General features: G+C 38.2%; 16 protein-coding genes. 12 read left to right on the top strand and 4 right to left on the bottom strand.

Features of this window, described 5'->3' with window-relative positions; all coding sequences use genetic code 11:
* The first annotated feature begins 146 nt into the window (after positions 1-146).
* From C3420_RS00750 to bfr, 4 genes are all read left to right on the top strand, one after another.
* Positions 147-2,252 carry a RelA/SpoT family protein gene (locus C3420_RS00750; protein WP_048881773.1) on the top strand — a complete coding sequence of 702 codons (2,106 nt, stop codon included), beginning with the start codon at positions 147-149 and terminating at the stop codon, positions 2,250-2,252.
* Positions 2,253-2,327: 75 nt separating this feature from the next.
* Entirely contained in the window at positions 2,328-2,711 is a 384-nt protein-coding gene (locus tag C3420_RS00745) for a RidA family protein (protein ID WP_005223441.1), read from the top strand.
* A gap of 220 nt (positions 2,712-2,931) precedes the next feature.
* Positions 2,932-3,126, top strand: a complete 195-nt coding sequence (locus C3420_RS00740; RefSeq protein ID WP_005223443.1) for a bacterioferritin-associated ferredoxin — start codon at positions 2,932-2,934, stop codon at positions 3,124-3,126.
* Positions 3,127-3,367: 241 nt separating this feature from the next.
* Complete coding sequence (gene bfr / locus C3420_RS00735; RefSeq protein ID WP_103799805.1) at positions 3,368-3,832, top strand: heteropolymeric bacterioferritin subunit Bfr; 465 nt, start codon at positions 3,368-3,370, stop codon at positions 3,830-3,832.
* 55 nt (positions 3,833-3,887) lie between these two features.
* On the opposite strand, the gene C3420_RS00730 is transcribed toward bfr, so the two are convergent.
* The gene (locus C3420_RS00730; RefSeq protein WP_103799804.1) at positions 3,888-5,525 is read right to left on the bottom strand and encodes a PglL family O-oligosaccharyltransferase; all 1,638 of its coding nucleotides are present in this window, start codon (positions 5,523-5,525) and stop codon (positions 3,888-3,890) included.
* Between the two features lie 397 nt (positions 5,526-5,922).
* Between C3420_RS00730 and C3420_RS00725 the strand changes: the two genes are divergently transcribed.
* From C3420_RS00725 to C3420_RS00710, 3 genes are all read left to right on the top strand, one after another.
* Complete coding sequence (locus C3420_RS00725) at positions 5,923-6,435, top strand: hypothetical protein (RefSeq protein WP_039902450.1); 513 nt, start codon at positions 5,923-5,925, stop codon at positions 6,433-6,435.
* Between the two features lie 316 nt (positions 6,436-6,751).
* A complete protein-coding gene (locus C3420_RS00715; protein ID WP_103800477.1) occupies positions 6,752-7,111 on the top strand; it encodes an antitoxin Xre/MbcA/ParS toxin-binding domain-containing protein in 360 nt (119 codons plus the stop codon).
* Between the two features lie 99 nt (positions 7,112-7,210).
* On the top strand, positions 7,211-7,996 hold the full coding sequence (locus C3420_RS00710; protein ID WP_004281164.1) for a hypothetical protein: 786 nt from the start codon (positions 7,211-7,213) through the stop codon (positions 7,994-7,996).
* Positions 7,997-8,027: 31 nt separating this feature from the next.
* On the opposite strand, the gene C3420_RS00705 is transcribed toward C3420_RS00710, so the two are convergent.
* Both C3420_RS00705 and C3420_RS00700 read right to left on the bottom strand, forming a co-directional pair.
* Positions 8,028-8,648, bottom strand: a complete 621-nt coding sequence (locus C3420_RS00705) for an HAD family hydrolase (RefSeq protein ID WP_103800478.1) — start codon at positions 8,646-8,648, stop codon at positions 8,028-8,030.
* A 103-nt stretch (positions 8,649-8,751) separates the two neighbouring features.
* Entirely contained in the window at positions 8,752-9,018 is a 267-nt protein-coding gene (locus C3420_RS00700) for a hypothetical protein (protein ID WP_004281168.1), read from the bottom strand.
* 160 nt (positions 9,019-9,178) lie between these two features.
* On the opposite strand from C3420_RS00700, the gene C3420_RS00695 reads away from it, so the two are divergent.
* Positions 9,179-9,406, top strand: a complete 228-nt coding sequence (locus C3420_RS00695; protein WP_103800479.1) for a helix-turn-helix domain-containing protein — start codon at positions 9,179-9,181, stop codon at positions 9,404-9,406.
* Positions 9,407-9,424: 18 nt separating this feature from the next.
* Here C3420_RS00695 and C3420_RS00690 read toward each other — a convergent pair whose 3' ends face one another.
* Positions 9,425-10,423, bottom strand: a complete 999-nt coding sequence (locus tag C3420_RS00690; RefSeq protein WP_103800480.1) for an Arc family DNA-binding protein — start codon at positions 10,421-10,423, stop codon at positions 9,425-9,427.
* A gap of 87 nt (positions 10,424-10,510) precedes the next feature.
* Between C3420_RS00690 and C3420_RS00685 the strand changes: the two genes are divergently transcribed.
* The 4 genes from C3420_RS00685 (at position 10,511) to C3420_RS00670 (ending at position 16,265) form a co-directional block, all read left to right on the top strand.
* Positions 10,511-10,684 carry an Arc family DNA-binding protein gene (locus C3420_RS00685; RefSeq protein WP_103800481.1) on the top strand — a complete coding sequence of 58 codons (174 nt, stop codon included), beginning with the start codon at positions 10,511-10,513 and terminating at the stop codon, positions 10,682-10,684.
* Positions 10,685-10,849: 165 nt separating this feature from the next.
* Entirely contained in the window at positions 10,850-12,277 is a 1,428-nt protein-coding gene (locus C3420_RS00680; protein WP_103800482.1) for a tyrosine-type recombinase/integrase, read from the top strand.
* A complete protein-coding gene (locus tag C3420_RS00675) occupies positions 12,274-14,211 on the top strand; it encodes a hypothetical protein (RefSeq protein WP_103800483.1) in 1,938 nt (645 codons plus the stop codon). Before C3420_RS00680 ends, C3420_RS00675 begins: the two co-directional genes overlap by 4 nt.
* A complete protein-coding gene (locus tag C3420_RS00670) occupies positions 14,208-16,265 on the top strand; it encodes a hypothetical protein (protein WP_103800484.1) in 2,058 nt (685 codons plus the stop codon). The genes C3420_RS00675 and C3420_RS00670 overlap by 4 nt, the downstream gene beginning before the upstream one ends.

Raw genomic sequence — 16,265 nt, 5'->3', positions numbered from 1 at the left:
GAACGGTTATAACATAAGGTCGAGTTATCAAGTTTATGCGGTTTTTCCGTGAATAGAAACGGAATAAATTGACAAACTTTGCGATTTGCTTTTCATTAAAAGTATTCGCGCATTTTTAGTAAAGAATTCAGTTTTAAAGGTGTTTTATGCCAGGCCCACAGGTCAGTCAAGCCAAGCAACAGCTTAATATCATCATCGACGCTTATTTGAGTGCCAGTGAAGTCGAGCGTGTGCTTGCCGCCTGTGATTATGCGGATATTGCCCATGATGGCATTACCCGTAAAAGTGGCGAACCCTATATCCTGCATCCGATCGCTGTGAGCAGCATCTTGGCGCATATGCGTTTAGATGCCGAAACCCTCATGGCAGCCTTACTCCATGATGTGATTGAAGATACGGATTTCAATAAGGACGATATTGCTGAAAAATTCGGCAAGACGGTAGCTGAACTGGTGGACGGCGTCACCAAACTAAGCCAATCCAGTGATAAGGAATATAATAAAGCCGCTTCTTTCCGGAAAATTCTTCAGGCTACCCTACAGGACCCACGTGTCATTATTGTGAAACTGGCAGACCGTTATCACAACATGACTACCTTAGATGCCTTACGCCCAGATAAACGTGCACGTATTGCCAAAGAAACTTTTGAAATTTTCGTACCGATGGCCCGGCTGGTTGGTATGAATGAGATGGCCGATAATCTGGAACATCTCTGCTACCAGAACCTGGATCTGGACATGTACAATAATGTCCAGACTGCCCTACAGCAAACCAAATCCAAACGCTGTGAATATCAGGCGATCTGGGAAAGAAAACTGAATGAATTACTCCATCAGTATAATATCCAGGGCCGAATCAAAAAGAAAAATAATAATATCGAGTTGCTACGTCACTTTGTTAAGAATGATATTAACCTGCAGGAACTCACTCATAGTCACGCCTTTGAAATCATTTTACAAAGTATTGCTGACTGTGACCGCTTTGCAGAACTCTTGGAAGATAGTTTCCAGGTGTTGAGTTTTGCCGATCATATTCGTCGCCCGTTGCCGGGTGGTAACCAGTCGCTGAGTATGCGTATCAAGGGTGAAAAGACGACACTTTCCCTAACCATTCAAACCGAACTGATGCGTAAGGCAGCACGTTTTGGTGTAGTACTGGGTGAAAATGCACCTCAAGCCTGCCGTTCTGCGATTCAGGCTTCTATGCAGAATCTGAATGTTCTGGTGGATGGGGATTGTGCCAAGACCACTTTTAATGAATTACTGGATTATCTGCATCAGGAAAAAATCTGGGTTTATACTCCTCATGGTCAGCTACATGAATTACCTCAAGGCGCGACCGTAGTGGATTTCGCCTATTCTGCCAGTCTATTTCTAGGTAACCACGCGGTTGGTGCCAAAATTAATGGCGACACCAAACCGCTTTCTACGCCTTTAAGCAGTGGTCAAGTCATTGAAGTGATCACTGATGTACTCGCCTCACCAAATCCAGACTGGCTCAGCTTTATTAATACCCAAAAAGCCCGTCGTGCGATTCAAAACATCCTGCGTGATCAGGATATTGACGAGCAGCGTATGGTCGGTGAACAGGCTTTAAATCGTGCTTTAAAATTATTTAATCGTTCTATTCAGGATTTAACTGACGAGGACTGGGCCAATATTCTGCAATGGCGTCATATTCCGACTCAGGAACGTCTATATGAACAGATTGCAGTCGGTGATTTATTACCTCAATTGGTCGCCAATCACCTCTTTGCTCAGGATGCAGAAACTGGCTCCAACTCGACTCGTTTAATTCAGGGTACAGAAGGGGTCGATGTCAAATACGCGCACTGCTGTAATCCGGTACTGGGTGATCCGATTCAAGGTCATCTGACCCGCCGTGGTCTGATCGTGCATCGTGCACGCTGCCATAACTTGCTACACGAACAAAACCTGCATCCAGAAAATATGATGCCATTGCAGTGGACCTCTGAGGACATTGAAGATATCAGCTTTACCGCTTATCTCTGCATTGACCTGTCCATGGATGATGAACAGATTTCCGAACTGATCTATGAATGCCGTAAAGCCAAGTCTGGTGTAGAGTCGGTACGTAGTTACGAAGGTAAGACTTATGTCAACGTAGTCGTACATAACCGTAAGCAGATTGCCCAGCTGATTCGAGACTTGCGTATGCATTACGGCTTCCCGCGAATTATCCGTCTGCCCCAGCCAATAAGCATTTCAGAAACCACATCGAAGGCGAGTTAATCATTTAAAACGATAATGCTTTTGCCCATGGCAATGATCTAATATGATGTATGTTGATGATAAAAGGAGAAATTGATGTCCCGCCAAGTGATCCATACTGAAAATGCCCCTGCTGCGATCGGTACTTATTCGCAAGCGATTCTTGTTGGCAATACCTTGTATCTTTCAGGTCAAATTGGTCTAGATCCATACAGCATGGAACTGGTTGAAGGCATCGAGGCTCAGATTCGTCGTGTATTTGACAACTTGAAAGCAGTCTGTGAAGCAGCTGGCGGCTCCCTAGCAGATATTGCCAAGCTCAACATTTACCTGACTGACCTGTCTCACTTCCAGCTGGTTAACCAGATTATGGGTGAATACTTTGCCCAGCCTTATCCTGCACGTGCAGCTCTGGGTGTAGCAAGCCTACCTAAGGATGCACTGGTTGAAATGGATGGTGTAGTGATTATTAATCAATAAGTTATCAAAATCACCAAATCTCCAGCCTGCAATATTTAATTCTAAATTATAAATCGCTTTTACGCAGAAATCCGAGCAGCACTCGGATTTCCGCTCAGGTGGTATTTTTTTATCTAAATCCCCAATTATTTTGAACGCATTTTCAAATGATTTTTATTGACAAACGATAATAATTATCAATAATATCACTTATCCTATTTAAACACTGTGGTTATCTGACATGTATGTTTGTCTATGCCGTGGCATTACTGATCAAGACATTAAAGAAGCTGTTGCCAATGGGGCGGAAAGCTATCGTGAAGTACGCGAAATGCTTGACCTGGGAACGTGTTGCGGCCGCTGTGCACCTGAAGCTCGTATGATCATCAGTGATGAAGTTTCCCAGATTGCTGCGCGTCTGGCAGTTGCAGCCTAAATAGCATATTGAATACCCCTATAAGTATAATGATAAAAACAATGATCTCTGATCATTACTCCTCCCCGCCCTCGACTCTGGCGGGTTTTTATTGTTTTAGATTTCATTTAATACTATTTGATTGCGATTTTCATTTGCAGTTCAATAAATTACTCGCCATTGCCGAGCCATATGATTTAAGATAATCTGATATAAAAACCCATAAGTACAAATGGGTCATCAAGCTATACGGAGTGATACAATGAAAGGCAATCGTGATGTAATTAATCAGCTGAACCAGGTGTTGTATCACCACCTGACTGCAATTAACCAGTATTTTCTGCACTCACGCATGTTTAATGACTGGGGTATTGAGAAGCTCGGTTCTGCCGAATACAAAGAATCGATCGTGCAGATGAAACATGCCGATAAAATTATTGAACGAATTTTATTTTTAGAAGGTCTGCCCAACCTGCAACATTTAGGCAAACTTTATATTGGTCAGCACACCCAAGAAGTGTTGCAATGTGACGTACGCAAAGTCAAAGAGAATATTGAAACCATCCAGCAAGCCGTGGCTTTAGCTGAAACTCAAATGGATTATGTAACTCGTGATCTGGTTCAAGAAATTCTGGAAAAAGAAGAAGAATATTTAGATTGGACAACGACTCAGCTTGATCTGATTCAAAGTGTAACTATTGAAAACTATATTCAAAGCCAGCTTTGATTTCTTAAAGACATAAAAAAGCCATCATGATGATGGCTTTTTTATTGAGCTGAAACTATTTCGGTATATCTTTAATAACTTCATCATAGTTCAGTTCAGTTTTTTGAATCGTATTCAAACGCCAGAGCTGGTGATGTGCCTCTTTAATATAACCATTATAGGCCAGTAAACGAATATATTTTAGCAAGTTGTATTTGGTTGGATAACTCACCACCAATTTTTCATGTTGATGGATTTCGTCCTGACTCATCTTGGTATAAGGATCTACCCGGATCCAGTCAATACGATGATTAAATTCCGTCAATAAGAAAATTGGTTTTTGATTGGTGATTTTTTCGGGTTGCTGTTCATAGCGAATGCTCTGACCGAGTTTTGGCACAGCAGTATCATAATCCCGGTAAATGACTGCAATTAAAATAACACCTGTAATGAAGATTAATTTCATCAACCATGCTGGCATGACAAGCTGCTTAACCATATCAGCTCGCTGCGCTAGTACTGTACCGATAATAAAACCCACTGGTAACAGGAAATAGGCATAATGCTGTGGGAACTCAAACATGGCATGAGTGACAAAAGCACCAATCATTAATATACCAATGACAGACTCGGGGGTTTTCACCCATCGCTGCATTTGATAGCCCAAGTAGCCGAAATAAGCTAAGAATGGGACACCAATCACTACCCCATTCCAGATTAGGAAATCAATAATGAAGTTATGTGCGCTACGAATCCAGACCGGACCTTGAACTGTATCAGTGATCGAGACAAAAGCGACACTGGTCTGATACCAGCCATAACCAAACCATGGCTCAGCCTGAATCGCGGCCAACATTTGCTGCCAGATGGCGAGTCGGGACATATCGCCTGTAGCACGAGATACTACATCACGGCTTTGCACCACTTGTACATCTATAATCTGCGTAGCCAGCTGACTGAGTAATGGAAAAGCGACAATGCAGGAAATAAAAAAGATGAACCATGCTGTGCTGTAATACCATTTCAGGCGAATGATCCTTTTATATTGGTAGAATGACAGATACAACATGATCGCGATCGCAGCGACCCAGGCGGTCCGTGACTGACTTAAAGCCACACCAATCACAATCACAACAGCGCAGGCAAATAGCCATTTGGTCTGGATTTTTTTCTTTTCATAGATGTACAGGCAGCTCATCAATGCCATGACCAAGAAAGTTGCCATATTGTTTGGCTGGGCGAAATTGGCATAGGGACGTTGAGTACCACTGATATTCACCATGCCTGGCAGTATTGAATCCAGATTCGTCCACTGACATACAGCAATTAAGCCCATAATCGTTCCTGAAACTAAAAATACATAGCTAAGATTGGTAAAAGTTTCTTCCCGGTTATAGTTTCCGGTTGAAAGGCTATAACCCAACACACTTGCCAGCCAAAAGTTAAAAACAAAAATAAAGCCCATTATGGCAGTACTAAAGAAAAACACCTGCCCTGCGAGTAACTGGATAAAAGGCACACTGGCAAGAAGCAATAGCGGCAGACTCACTGTTGGAATTATTACTTTTTCTTTTAAGAAAATTGCAGCTAATGCAAAAAGTGCAAAAAAAGCATAGAGCTCACCTGTATAGGTGACCCAAGGCCGATAATGAATGGGTATAAGCCATGCTAGGGAGATGAGGATTGCTGCTATGAGGGCAAGCGTGGATTTCATGAGTAATTCAGGAAAAGGAAATTTTATATATGATAATTTAAAATTAAGTTTTTCTATAAGTTTTAATAAAATTTTTAAAAGCAGAAATCAGGTACATTTCATGCAATGAATTGACAAATATTGTCACTTAATTACATTTTTAAAACAAAATATAAACCTATAAAAATTTACTTTATACAAGATATTGATTTTTAGACACTTAAATAGTTATGATGCTTTGGCATACTTTGTGCAAAAACAAAGTAGCTCTTGAAGCTTATAACTAAATTAACAACATTTGTGGAGAATGTTATGAACGCACAGAAAGGCTTTACGCTTATTGATACTCCATAAGTGTCCATATAAAATGAACAATCCATAAGTAAGTCAATATGGACATAAAAATAATAAATTTGATATGAGGCATCAATATTATCTATTTCTACTTTTTTCAATCTCCGTTTTTACTCATGCTCAAGAACTAGACTTAATTCAATATTCAGATATTTCATCAATTCCTCAAATTGTTTTGAATCCAAAAATCCAAACACAACTTCAAACATTGTTAAATCATGATTATCTAAAATTTCAATCTAATTTCGACAATTACTCAGCGCCATATTTATTGAAAACAGATGAGGCTCTGTATTATGAAGGTAGGTCTGGAAGCAGTTTAGATGCTTCATCAGCGATTGTATTTAAAGATGGGCGATTGTTTGCTGCAATATATTTTTCCAAAACCAAGACATTAAAATATTTTAGCAATGATGCCAGTTGCTCAGAACAGTTACATCCTGCGACTCAAGTTTTCGCTCAGCAGCGTGAAATTCAAAGTATTGAATATGCAACAGCTAGAGCCAATACCGCTTTAAAATATAATTTTGGCCCCGTTTCAAAATGTGAAACCTATTTTAAAAAATTAGGAAGATAGCTGTGTTATCGGCAGTGTAAAAATGCCCCCCTAACGGCATTTAAAAACTGATCCCCTTGGTTAATATAGTGGTCGATTTGTTATTCGTGTTCCATCATTGTTCATCAAAAACTAGCCTTGGAAGCAGCAGAGCGTGGTGTAAATATGAATCATCAGGTGTCGGCAAAATTAGCTTATGTGACTATTTATGTTGGTCTAACAAGTAAGAATAACTGGTATGGTACGAACAGGAATAGGTGATCGTTTTATCTAGCAATTTGCATGATATTGTTAGATTTAAGGCTTGATCAGTAAAATTAGAGCTTGAGATGATGCTATGACGTTATTGGAACAGCAGGCTGTACCAGAAGTTGTGTTTGGAAAATCAATACTTAGGGCTGCTAAACTGCTCTCCCTTAGTCAGTCTCAGCTCGCAATAGTGCTAGATATGGATGTTGAGGCAATCACTCAATTGCACAACCAACCTGAATTAGATCCAAATTCTAAACAGGGGAAATTAGCACTGTTGCTGATTCGTCTATACCAGGCTTTACATGCTTTGACAGGTGGTGATCAGGCTGCGATGAAGATTTTTTTAACGTCCGAAAATAGAGTCACTAGCGGTATCCCAATTCATCAAATTGAAACAATGAGTGGCTTGATTTCTGTTCTTAATTTTGTTGAAGCCATTGTGTGACAATATACTCCTATGGACTAACTTACACTGAACTTTCACAAATTATGTTGTGTAACATATGTAACAAGTTGAAATTATTAAAAAATAGGATAACTAAAAATGCAGCTAACTGAATTAAAACAATTACCAGGCTGGTTATTACAACAGTTACCCCAAATAACTGAACCAGCAGTTTTATCACTGCGAGATACGAAACTTGTCATCACTTACCCTGATCGTATGGAAGCAATTCACGAAAGCTTAAAAGACGTACAACACCAGATCCATCATGTCAAACCTACAGATTTACAGATTCTACCAGAGGTTTATCAATATTTTGGTGAGGATAAAGAGAGTGGTTGCCTATTTTTTAAAACCTCTGAGCATTTTTCTAGTAGTTTGTTTTCCTACACAGATAAAAATAAATTTGAGCATTTACAATCTGCTTTACAGACTGCCTTTGAAAATGAGCAAGCATATCTCGCAAATCCAACAGACTTTTTAACTGCATATCATTTTATTGATACACACCCAGCTTTTTGGACGGTTATTGGCGATGTACCATCATGGCACTGGAATACATGGGGGCATTGCCAAAATGTTTATCACGGTGCATATAATGATGAAGATGATGGGCAATTAGTGATTTATTTAGAGACTGGCTCACATCTTAATAAAGTAGAAGATGGTGGTAAATTATACCAAGAGCATTATCACGATTATCGTTTAGATGTTTGGGCAAATACGTTTGAACAGGCGTTTATCAAGTTGGCGGCAATGGTGTATAAATTTTTTGACCATCAAGGTGTTGAGCGTCCAAATGTGCCACATATAAAACCAGCATGGGTTCTGGAGCTTGATGAACGAATTGCAGAATTTAAAAAATGGAAAGATGAGGAGCTGTGAGTATTCACTATTAGGTGGCGTCCACGAGTTATTAAAGTATGTCGTTTAAAACATCTGCCAGCTTTTGCCCATTCTTACGATCAATTAAACGTGCTGACATACCAAATTCAGTTGGACCACTGTAATCAGCTAAAAGTGTATCTCCAATAAACAAAATGTCTTTGGCATAACATTGTAATTTATCAATTAAATATTGATAAATTTGTGACTCGGGTTTAATTGCTCCAACCTCATAACTCCAAGCATAAGCATCAAGAGAAGGTAAAAATGAAGAAACAACTTTTCCATATGGCATCGCTAAATTGGAGCATAATGCCAATCTGAATCCCAATTTTTTTAATTCTTCCAAAGTTGATAAGGTATCTTCATACAGTCTAATAGAGCGTAACTCTTCATCTAAATCATGCTCAAGTTCTTGCAGAAATTGGTCTGGAATATTTACTGCTAATCGCTTTGCAAGCTCTGCCAAATTTAAATTGTGGAACATAATAAATTTGGCATCATCAGGTTTTGGTTGTCGCCCATTTTCTTTTAGCCATTTCATTAATTTTCTATATGGGGAACGTCTTTCCCCTATCTGCACAAGTGTGCCAAATACGTCAAAAACAATGACTGAAGGCTCAATATGGCCTGCTTTTATAAATGATTCCATATTTTTACAACCAATTAAATTGAATTTTACTTTTTGTTGAGATTACCATAAGAGCATTGCTAAACAAATTAAGGGAGATATTTGATATCTCCCTTTGATTATTTTATTCACTGAAATTTGCAAACATAATTTTAGGAAAATTTTTCATAAAGTGGCGTCTAACATGATTGAAGTCACTGAGATCATGTTGATTTTTTTCAAAATAATTCACCCAGGCTAAAGTCGCATCTTGGTCATTTAAATTGGGGTTAACATTAAGAAACAAAGCTAAATCAAATGTACGGTCAATATTAAACTCTTTGATTAGTGCAACAGCAGTTGAACGAACTTCCTCTGAAACAGAGAATTTTGGAGAAAAGTAGTTATTCATAGCTGAACTTCCTTAAAAAACTATATAATGAAATTTAGAACGGCTAATTTGGTTTTTAATAAAACAATATAACCTACTGCAGGTTAAATTAGCATGGTAAAAGTTATTTATCAAGTTTAATTAACCTGCTATAGGTTAATTTTTTAATTTAAAGGTTCTTATGATTAGATGTAGGTTGTCAAATTTGATGGGTGAGCGAAAAATTTTAAAGTTAAGTGAGGTAGCTCAAGCGACTGGTATCAATCGTAATACATTAACAAGTCTTTACTATGATCGTGCAGTACGAATTGAGCTTTCAGTCGCAAATACCTTATGTGAATATTTTAATTGTAATATGCAGGATTTATTTGAATATACCAATGAGCCTAGAAAAAGGGATGGCATTTAGTAAAATGTCATCCCTTTTTTAAAACTCAATAGGATGCTTTAAATACAACTCAGGATCATTCCAAATTTCCTGAATGTATTCTTTCGCTGCAAAGTCTCGTAGTATTCTTGCTCTTAACGTATCAAAACCATCCCAATAATCTAAATTTTTATTTGGGGGTCTATCCGCTAAATCATCAACCCAAGGAATATGATGTAATTTTTCTGCAATTGTTAAGGGATGAACTGTTCCAGTCAAAATAAGTTTAAACTGCTCTTTTGAAAGCAGATGACTATATACATTCACCTTAGATTTATAATATCGCAACAGTACTTTGATCAATAAACAAAAATATAACAATGAGTTATATCCACCAACACCATTTACGTCACTGATATGATATGGGGGATAAAAAGTCTCAACTGCGTAATTTTCATAAATTTTAAGAATAATTAACTGTCCTGTTTCTGATAATTCGCGAATAAATTTTATTTCTTTCACTTTTGATGCAGATAAATATTCATTACTAGGGGCTGAACCTAAAAGCAGCTTTATATCTTGATCTAAATATTCATTTAAACGTATGTGCTGAATATCATATGGAGTCTGTTTACCAAAGAGTAACCAGTTTGGATTCACTGAAGTATGTTGCGCTATTTTTTCCAATTGTCCGAAGGTGGGTTCTAATTCTGCTCTAAACCATGCTTCAGCCTCATCAGCCGTATCTTCATTGATCTCAAAAGCTAATTCAGCAATTGTAAATTCATTGAAATGATAAATTTTTTTCAATTCACTTAATACAAAATTTAAACGTTCAGCTACCACTTTTTTTCGCTCTGTCGGAGATCGAGCTCGAAGAAAGTTTTCAACGATTTTTGCTGCTTCAACTTGAATATTGTCATTCATGACGAATGAATCGTAAAGTCGAGAGGTCGCTTCTGCATTGATAGAGCGTTGATTCGCTTTCGCTGCAGCATCAATTTTAGCTTTTAGCTCTTCAGGAATACGAAGATTAAATTGGATATCTTTCTTACTCATACATTCTTTAGTCGGTAAAAATAGCACTAGCATTATGCTATAAAAAAAAAGTTGACATAAGTGTTAGCATATTGCTATGTTAGCAATATGCTAGCAAGTGGTATGATGCACATGAAACAGACGAATCTCCGTTTACCCATAGATTTAGTTTCTTGGGTCAAACAAATGGCAAAGCAAAGACATCAGTCAATGAATGCTTTTTTTATTACGGAATTGGAACGATTAAGAAAAGAGGAACAGAGAGAATTGACAAAAAAGTAATTATTTTCATTCGGCAAAAAGTATAAAAGCCCATGCGGGAACATGAGCTCTTATGAATGTCTTCATTGCTGATCAGACATTTGTATTTTGATGAATAGGGGCATTTTTGTCAATCCTATCTCAAGATCACTTTTTGCCTGTTTTTTAATAAACAGGAGGCTCAAAATGAGCACTAAACTTAAAAATGGTCAGTCACGCTACCAATCTAAAGCCAAAGTTGTGAGCATCAAAAAATTTCAGTTATTGACGTCGGTTAAGGCAACCCGTTGTTTAAATGATGCAGAATTCAAAAAATATGGTGATGCTTATCTCAAATTCCCCAGTATTATTCAAGGGGATGGGCAGCCATCTGAAATTTTTAATCTGTACTTACTGAAAAAATTACAACAAACAATACAGTATGATTTTAAAACATTTGCATTTATTGCCAATCAGTTAGTTGATTTTCAACGCTTTTTAGAAGATGAACAACTGGACTGCTTGAAATTTCATAAACTAAAACAGTTGAATGCGATTTTTAAATATCGTACTCGCCTGATTGGGCAAGCGAATGCAGGTCTAATTTCAGCCAGTTCGGCACGTAGTCGAATTAATGCTGTGATCAATTGTTATCGATTTCTAATAACAGAAAATTTGGTTGATCATCAACGCTATGGGCTTCCATTCCAAGATGTCTATAAATATATTTCCGTTGATAATGAATTTGGCGCACGTAGACAATTGGCAATTAAGTCGCATGATCTTGCGATTCATGTTCCAGCCAAGGCTCCGAACTCTGAAGCCATTATTGACGGTGGTGAATTAAGCCCACTTACTGTTGAAGAGCAGGCTGTTATATTAAAAGCACTGCAAAAATCATCACGTGAATATCAGCTGATGTTCTATCTTGCCTTATTCACGGGCGCACGTTTGCAAACGATTTGTACTTTAAGAATTAATTGTTTATTTAATCGTGAGTCTGATAGTCATGGCTTTATTCGTCTGCCTGTTGGAGCTGGGACAGGTATTGATACTAAATTTCAAAAGCCAATGACGCTGCTAATTCCGAATTGGTTAGCTCGAGATCTTAAAATCTATATCAATAGTGAGCAGGCACGTCAGCGTAGACAGAAGTCAAACTATGGTGACTCGGATGAAAACTATGTGTTTCTCACCAAGCTTGGTACACCTTTCTACACTAGCAAAGCTGAACAAGAGCAATTGACCGAGAAGATCAAAGCCTCTAACTCATTTGAGACTAGGCTTAAATTGTATGAAGGCGAAGCGGTACGTAGTTATTTAAAAGTCGTGTTATTACCCGAGATTCGCTTGATTGATCCGCAATTTCAAAGTTTTAAATTCCATGATTTACGTGCTAGTTTTGGGATGAATTTGCTGGAAAGCCAGTTACAGCATCTGCCCGAAGGGCATTCAGCGATGACAGCTGTCGAATATGTGCAAGCCAGAATGGGTCATACCAAGATTAGTACGACTTTACAGTATTTGAACTATAAATCGCGACTAGAATGGCGCAGTAAAATTCAGCATGAGTATGAATCAAGTTTAATGAAGTACGTGATGTCTTCTGTAAATTCAGCAGGAGATTTATTATGAGTTTCACACGTACCCCATTGTTCGTCCATATCTCCGATATCAACAAACAAATTAATGAATATGAGCGACTTTTTCTCGTCTGCAAAGATAAAACCGCTTCTTTGGGTTTTAAAACATTAGATATTGGAATACTGTTTTACCGAAAAAGAATATCTGGCGAGATTTTGTCAGAACAACAGTTATCTGCATCATTTGATGAAAAAAGGCATTATTTTTTACAATGTTTGACCGATTATTTACTGCAAATGGGCGGATCAGATTTGTCAAAAGGGCTATTTTATTACACCAGTAAATTTTTCTTAGATTGGGTAGATAGCCAAAAAAAGATATTTGATTTTTCGAATCAAGATAGTGTGATCGATGCGTATCGTCGTTACAGTAAATATTTAGTTGATCGCACTTTGCTTGCTGATACTGAAGAGGAAAGTTTGGCTGCACATACAGCAAAGCAATATCAGCGTAATGCAGCCAAATTAATCGCATATGTATTTGACTGTCATGAAATTGATATTGTTAGTCAAGCGATGCAAGTCCAATCTCAGCGTTATGATGTTCCTATATTACCCATTGCGGAAGAAGATCATCAGAAAACTTATGCGACTTTGCAGAATGTCTTTCTTGAAATCCATCGTATTGTGATACAAGAAGCAGATTTTCCAGCGCATTTTAAATCGGTTGATGAAGAGAACTTTTATTTTTATTCGGGTTTTCATCATCAAATTGAAAAACAGCATTTCCAGTTTGATATACAGAGTTATTTAGTCAAATATCCGGTTATTCCAGCTTTTTCCAAAATGCTGGCTGATTTTGAATTAGAAGAAGATAGTGAGCATCGAAAGCGTCTACGTGAGAATCGCAATCAAGCGATTCGTAATCTTGAAGAACGTAATAAAGACAAGCGGCATTTAGAGCGCGCAAGACTTGCTTCATACGGTCTTGCCATTGGTATGTTGCTCTTTATCGCACAAACTGGAGCAAATCTAGACACTGCTCAACAATTACAAATAGGAACAATGGAAATTCTACCAAGTACTCAAGGACGACGCTTTTCAGGAGCGAAAAGCCGTGCAGGAGGTAAGACAGTATACCCAGAATTTGGGGTGAAATTTGAGCCAGTGTTTAGAAAGATTCTGGAACTTCGTGAATGGTATATTCAAGATGAAGCATGTGATTTCATCTTTCCATTACGCAACGAAATTCAACAGCTGGGACCTGTCAGCTACGGCAGATTACAATTAATGAAAAAGCTATTTCAGCGTATTTTCCCAAGAATGGTCTGGATTACGCCGCAACAGTGGCGTAAACATAAGAGCAGTCAAACTGTTGAGTTTAGCGATGGTGATCTACTGCTTGAAGCTGAAGTAATGGGTCACTCACTCGATACGGCAAGAAATAATTATGCACGTACTTCATTCAAAGATGCAGCCCAGCAGATTTCACAGTTTTTTAATGAGCTGCGAGAAGTTGCAGTCGCAAAAACACGAACGCTTGAACGAATCGCTGTGCAAACGTTGGATGAGACTGTTGATGTTCAGACCTTACCTGTCGGTGCATGTATTACAGCAGCTCCACAGCCTGAAAAAGCTTTAGGCTTTACCGAACAAGCTCCTACACCTAACTGTCAGCAATTTGAGCATTGTCTATTTTGCCAACACTATGCAGTCCACGCTGATGATGAAGATGTGCGTAAGCTTTTGTCACTGAAAAGTCTGCTCGGCTATGTAAAACAAAAAGCCACGGACCTAATCAAGTGGGAACAGCAGTTTGGGGTTGTACTACATCGTATCGATGAAGTGATCGAAGATTTATCAAACACTTATGAAAATTTACGTGATCGTATTTTTTCAATTCAGGAAGAAGTAGAAAGTGGTGATTTAGATGCGTATTGGCTGAATCATTTTGAATTATTACTTGATTTGGGATGGGTCGCATGAGTTCATTTAATTCATATTTATATTCATTGGGTATTGCTGAACTGTTTTTACCTGATGAGTACAGTCTACAAAATAATCAGCTGACTGTTCCAAGTACTTTTGTATTATCGCGAATGAAAAGCGGTGAAACATTATCAGTTTATTCAGACAATGTGTGGGATCTTTCTCCATATTTACCGAAGTGTCACTGTCGCCTGAATTTTAATAGTTGGCTTGAAAATGCACGTGAAGATGATTTTCTCTTCTGTCAAATTCGTGCAGAAATGAAAAAAATCAGTTTTGCTTTGCTTTATATAAAATCGGGTAAGTCGATTATTAAAAGTATTGAGAAGCGGCATACTATTTTGCGCCAGTTTGCTGCTATTGCATACCGTAATGGCTGTACATTGCAGCAGTTATTTGGTGATGTTGCTTATATGTCAAAAGTGAATGATGCTTATATAAGCGTAAGTTATCAAAAAGCACTCCAAGTCAAAGCATTTTTAACGGATTGTTTTTCTATTCAACAGCAACACCCCTGGCTCATTCCTGCGTTTAGTACATATCAACCGATTGAGTATTTAGCAAAGTTGGCTGCTCAACTCAGGTTGCAATCAGGCAAAGTAGGCCCACAAACCAAAGTGGTTCCTTCACGGCTTTATATTGCCTTAATTAATACTTTAGCGGATAAATTAAACGAGTTTAATCAAAATGCACCTGCTTTGCTGCAATGGTTCCAGCATATTCAGCAAGATAAAGCTTTTGCGCGTATGCCGCGTGAGTTTAAAGATTATAAAAATGCAGTGAGTTTTGTGGATGCTCGAGATTTGCTTGGTTTAACGGTACTGTTTGAAAATAATCAGATTCGTAAACATGCCAATCTCACTCGCTATATGACGTTGATTCAAGGCATGGCCAAGTTGTGGATTCACCTATTTACAGGGATGCGGGACAATGAGGTGAATCAACTGTCTTATGACTGTTACCAAACTGTTCAGAGCAATGAGCACCTAGTGCATGTGTTAATGGGCTATACCTCTAAGTTACATGGTGGAGGTAATAAGTCTACTTATTGGATCACGTTTGAAGATATTCAAGTAGGCGTACATGCAGCGCAAAGTATCGGTAAAATCTATGCTTTGTTCAATCCACATTATGATATGTCTAATCCTGCTGAGTACCCCTTATTTCCAACGCTATACTCGCAAAAGCATCGAAATAAAAATAATCGAAATATTAAAAACGAAACCGATTTTATTTCCAATTTTTCAGGTGCTCCGACTCGTACAAAGAATAATTTTAATCAGTATTTAAGCCTTATTTCAGTCTCGCTTGGAGATGAATTAAAAATTACTGAAAGCGATTTAGCTGAACTAGAGGCATTTGATGGTTTTCGGAATTGGCGAGAAGAAAAAGACTGTCAAATTGGTGAGTATTGGAATATCTGTACCCATCAATTTAGACGCTCACTGGCTGTGTATAGTGCTCGTTCAGGCATTATTGGGTTAGGTGCTCTGTCAGTTCAATATAAGCATTTAACCGAAGCAATGACTTTGTATTATCGAGACAATGCGGTGTTTGCTCCAAACATTTTAGCCAGCGATAGTCAAAAGGAATTTATTCAAGAGCTAGAATATCAGCGTTTGGTACATTCCTACACTCAGTTTGAGGAAGGCGTAATAAGTACTTCTAGTAAGCTCTTTGGCGGTGCAGGAACCTATTTGCAGTTGCAAAAAGATCGTGAGCAATTACTGAAGGTTTTTCCAGATCGTGATGAAACGGTTAAGCGGATGAAAAAGGGGGAAATTGCATATAAGCCTAGTCTTTTTGGTGCTTGTACCAACCCTGATTCTTGCGAAAAAATTTCCTTTACTGCGATTACAAGTTGTCTGAGTTGTGCCCATGCAGTGTTTGATGCTGGCAGCGCAGAGAAAATGCAAAAAGCAGTCCAACGATTACAACGAGCACGAGAAACACAAGCACCAAGTAGTTTGCTGTATGGGCAGATGGATAGCGATATTATGGCTTTAAATAAAACTATTCAAAAAATTCAAACTATCAATATTGAGGTTTAA

The sequence above is a fragment of the Acinetobacter sp. ACNIH3 genome (assembly GCF_002918965.1).
In the GTDB taxonomy this organism is placed as follows: Bacteria; Pseudomonadota; Gammaproteobacteria; order Pseudomonadales; family Moraxellaceae; genus Acinetobacter; species Acinetobacter schindleri.
This window is presented reverse-complemented; position numbering and strand designations above follow the sequence as displayed.

Coding starts and splice junctions, on each gene's coding strand:
- C3420_RS00695 (WP_103800479.1), top strand. CDS start 9,179: ATGATTAGATGTAGGTTGTCAAATTTGATGGGTGAGCGAAAAATTTTA.
- C3420_RS00680 (WP_103800482.1), top strand. CDS start 10,850: ATGAGCACTAAACTTAAAAATGGTCAGTCACGCTACCAATCTAAAGCC.
- C3420_RS00725 (WP_039902450.1), top strand. CDS start 5,923: ATGAGGCATCAATATTATCTATTTCTACTTTTTTCAATCTCCGTTTTT.
- C3420_RS00745 (WP_005223441.1), top strand. CDS start 2,328: ATGTCCCGCCAAGTGATCCATACTGAAAATGCCCCTGCTGCGATCGGT.
- C3420_RS00700 (WP_004281168.1), bottom strand. CDS start 9,018: ATGAATAACTACTTTTCTCCAAAATTCTCTGTTTCAGAGGAAGTTCGT.
- C3420_RS00730 (WP_103799804.1), bottom strand. CDS start 5,525: ATGAAATCCACGCTTGCCCTCATAGCAGCAATCCTCATCTCCCTAGCA.
- C3420_RS00740 (WP_005223443.1), top strand. CDS start 2,932: ATGTATGTTTGTCTATGCCGTGGCATTACTGATCAAGACATTAAAGAA.
- C3420_RS00675 (WP_103800483.1), top strand. CDS start 12,274: ATGAGTTTCACACGTACCCCATTGTTCGTCCATATCTCCGATATCAAC.
- C3420_RS00715 (WP_103800477.1), top strand. CDS start 6,752: ATGACGTTATTGGAACAGCAGGCTGTACCAGAAGTTGTGTTTGGAAAA.
- C3420_RS00710 (WP_004281164.1), top strand. CDS start 7,211: ATGCAGCTAACTGAATTAAAACAATTACCAGGCTGGTTATTACAACAG.
- C3420_RS00690 (WP_103800480.1), bottom strand. CDS start 10,423: ATGAGTAAGAAAGATATCCAATTTAATCTTCGTATTCCTGAAGAGCTA.
- C3420_RS00670 (WP_103800484.1), top strand. CDS start 14,208: ATGAGTTCATTTAATTCATATTTATATTCATTGGGTATTGCTGAACTG.
- C3420_RS00705 (WP_103800478.1), bottom strand. CDS start 8,648: ATGGAATCATTTATAAAAGCAGGCCATATTGAGCCTTCAGTCATTGTT.
- C3420_RS00750 (WP_048881773.1), top strand. CDS start 147: ATGCCAGGCCCACAGGTCAGTCAAGCCAAGCAACAGCTTAATATCATC.
- C3420_RS00685 (WP_103800481.1), top strand. CDS start 10,511: ATGCTAGCAAGTGGTATGATGCACATGAAACAGACGAATCTCCGTTTA.
- bfr (WP_103799805.1), top strand. CDS start 3,368: ATGAAAGGCAATCGTGATGTAATTAATCAGCTGAACCAGGTGTTGTAT.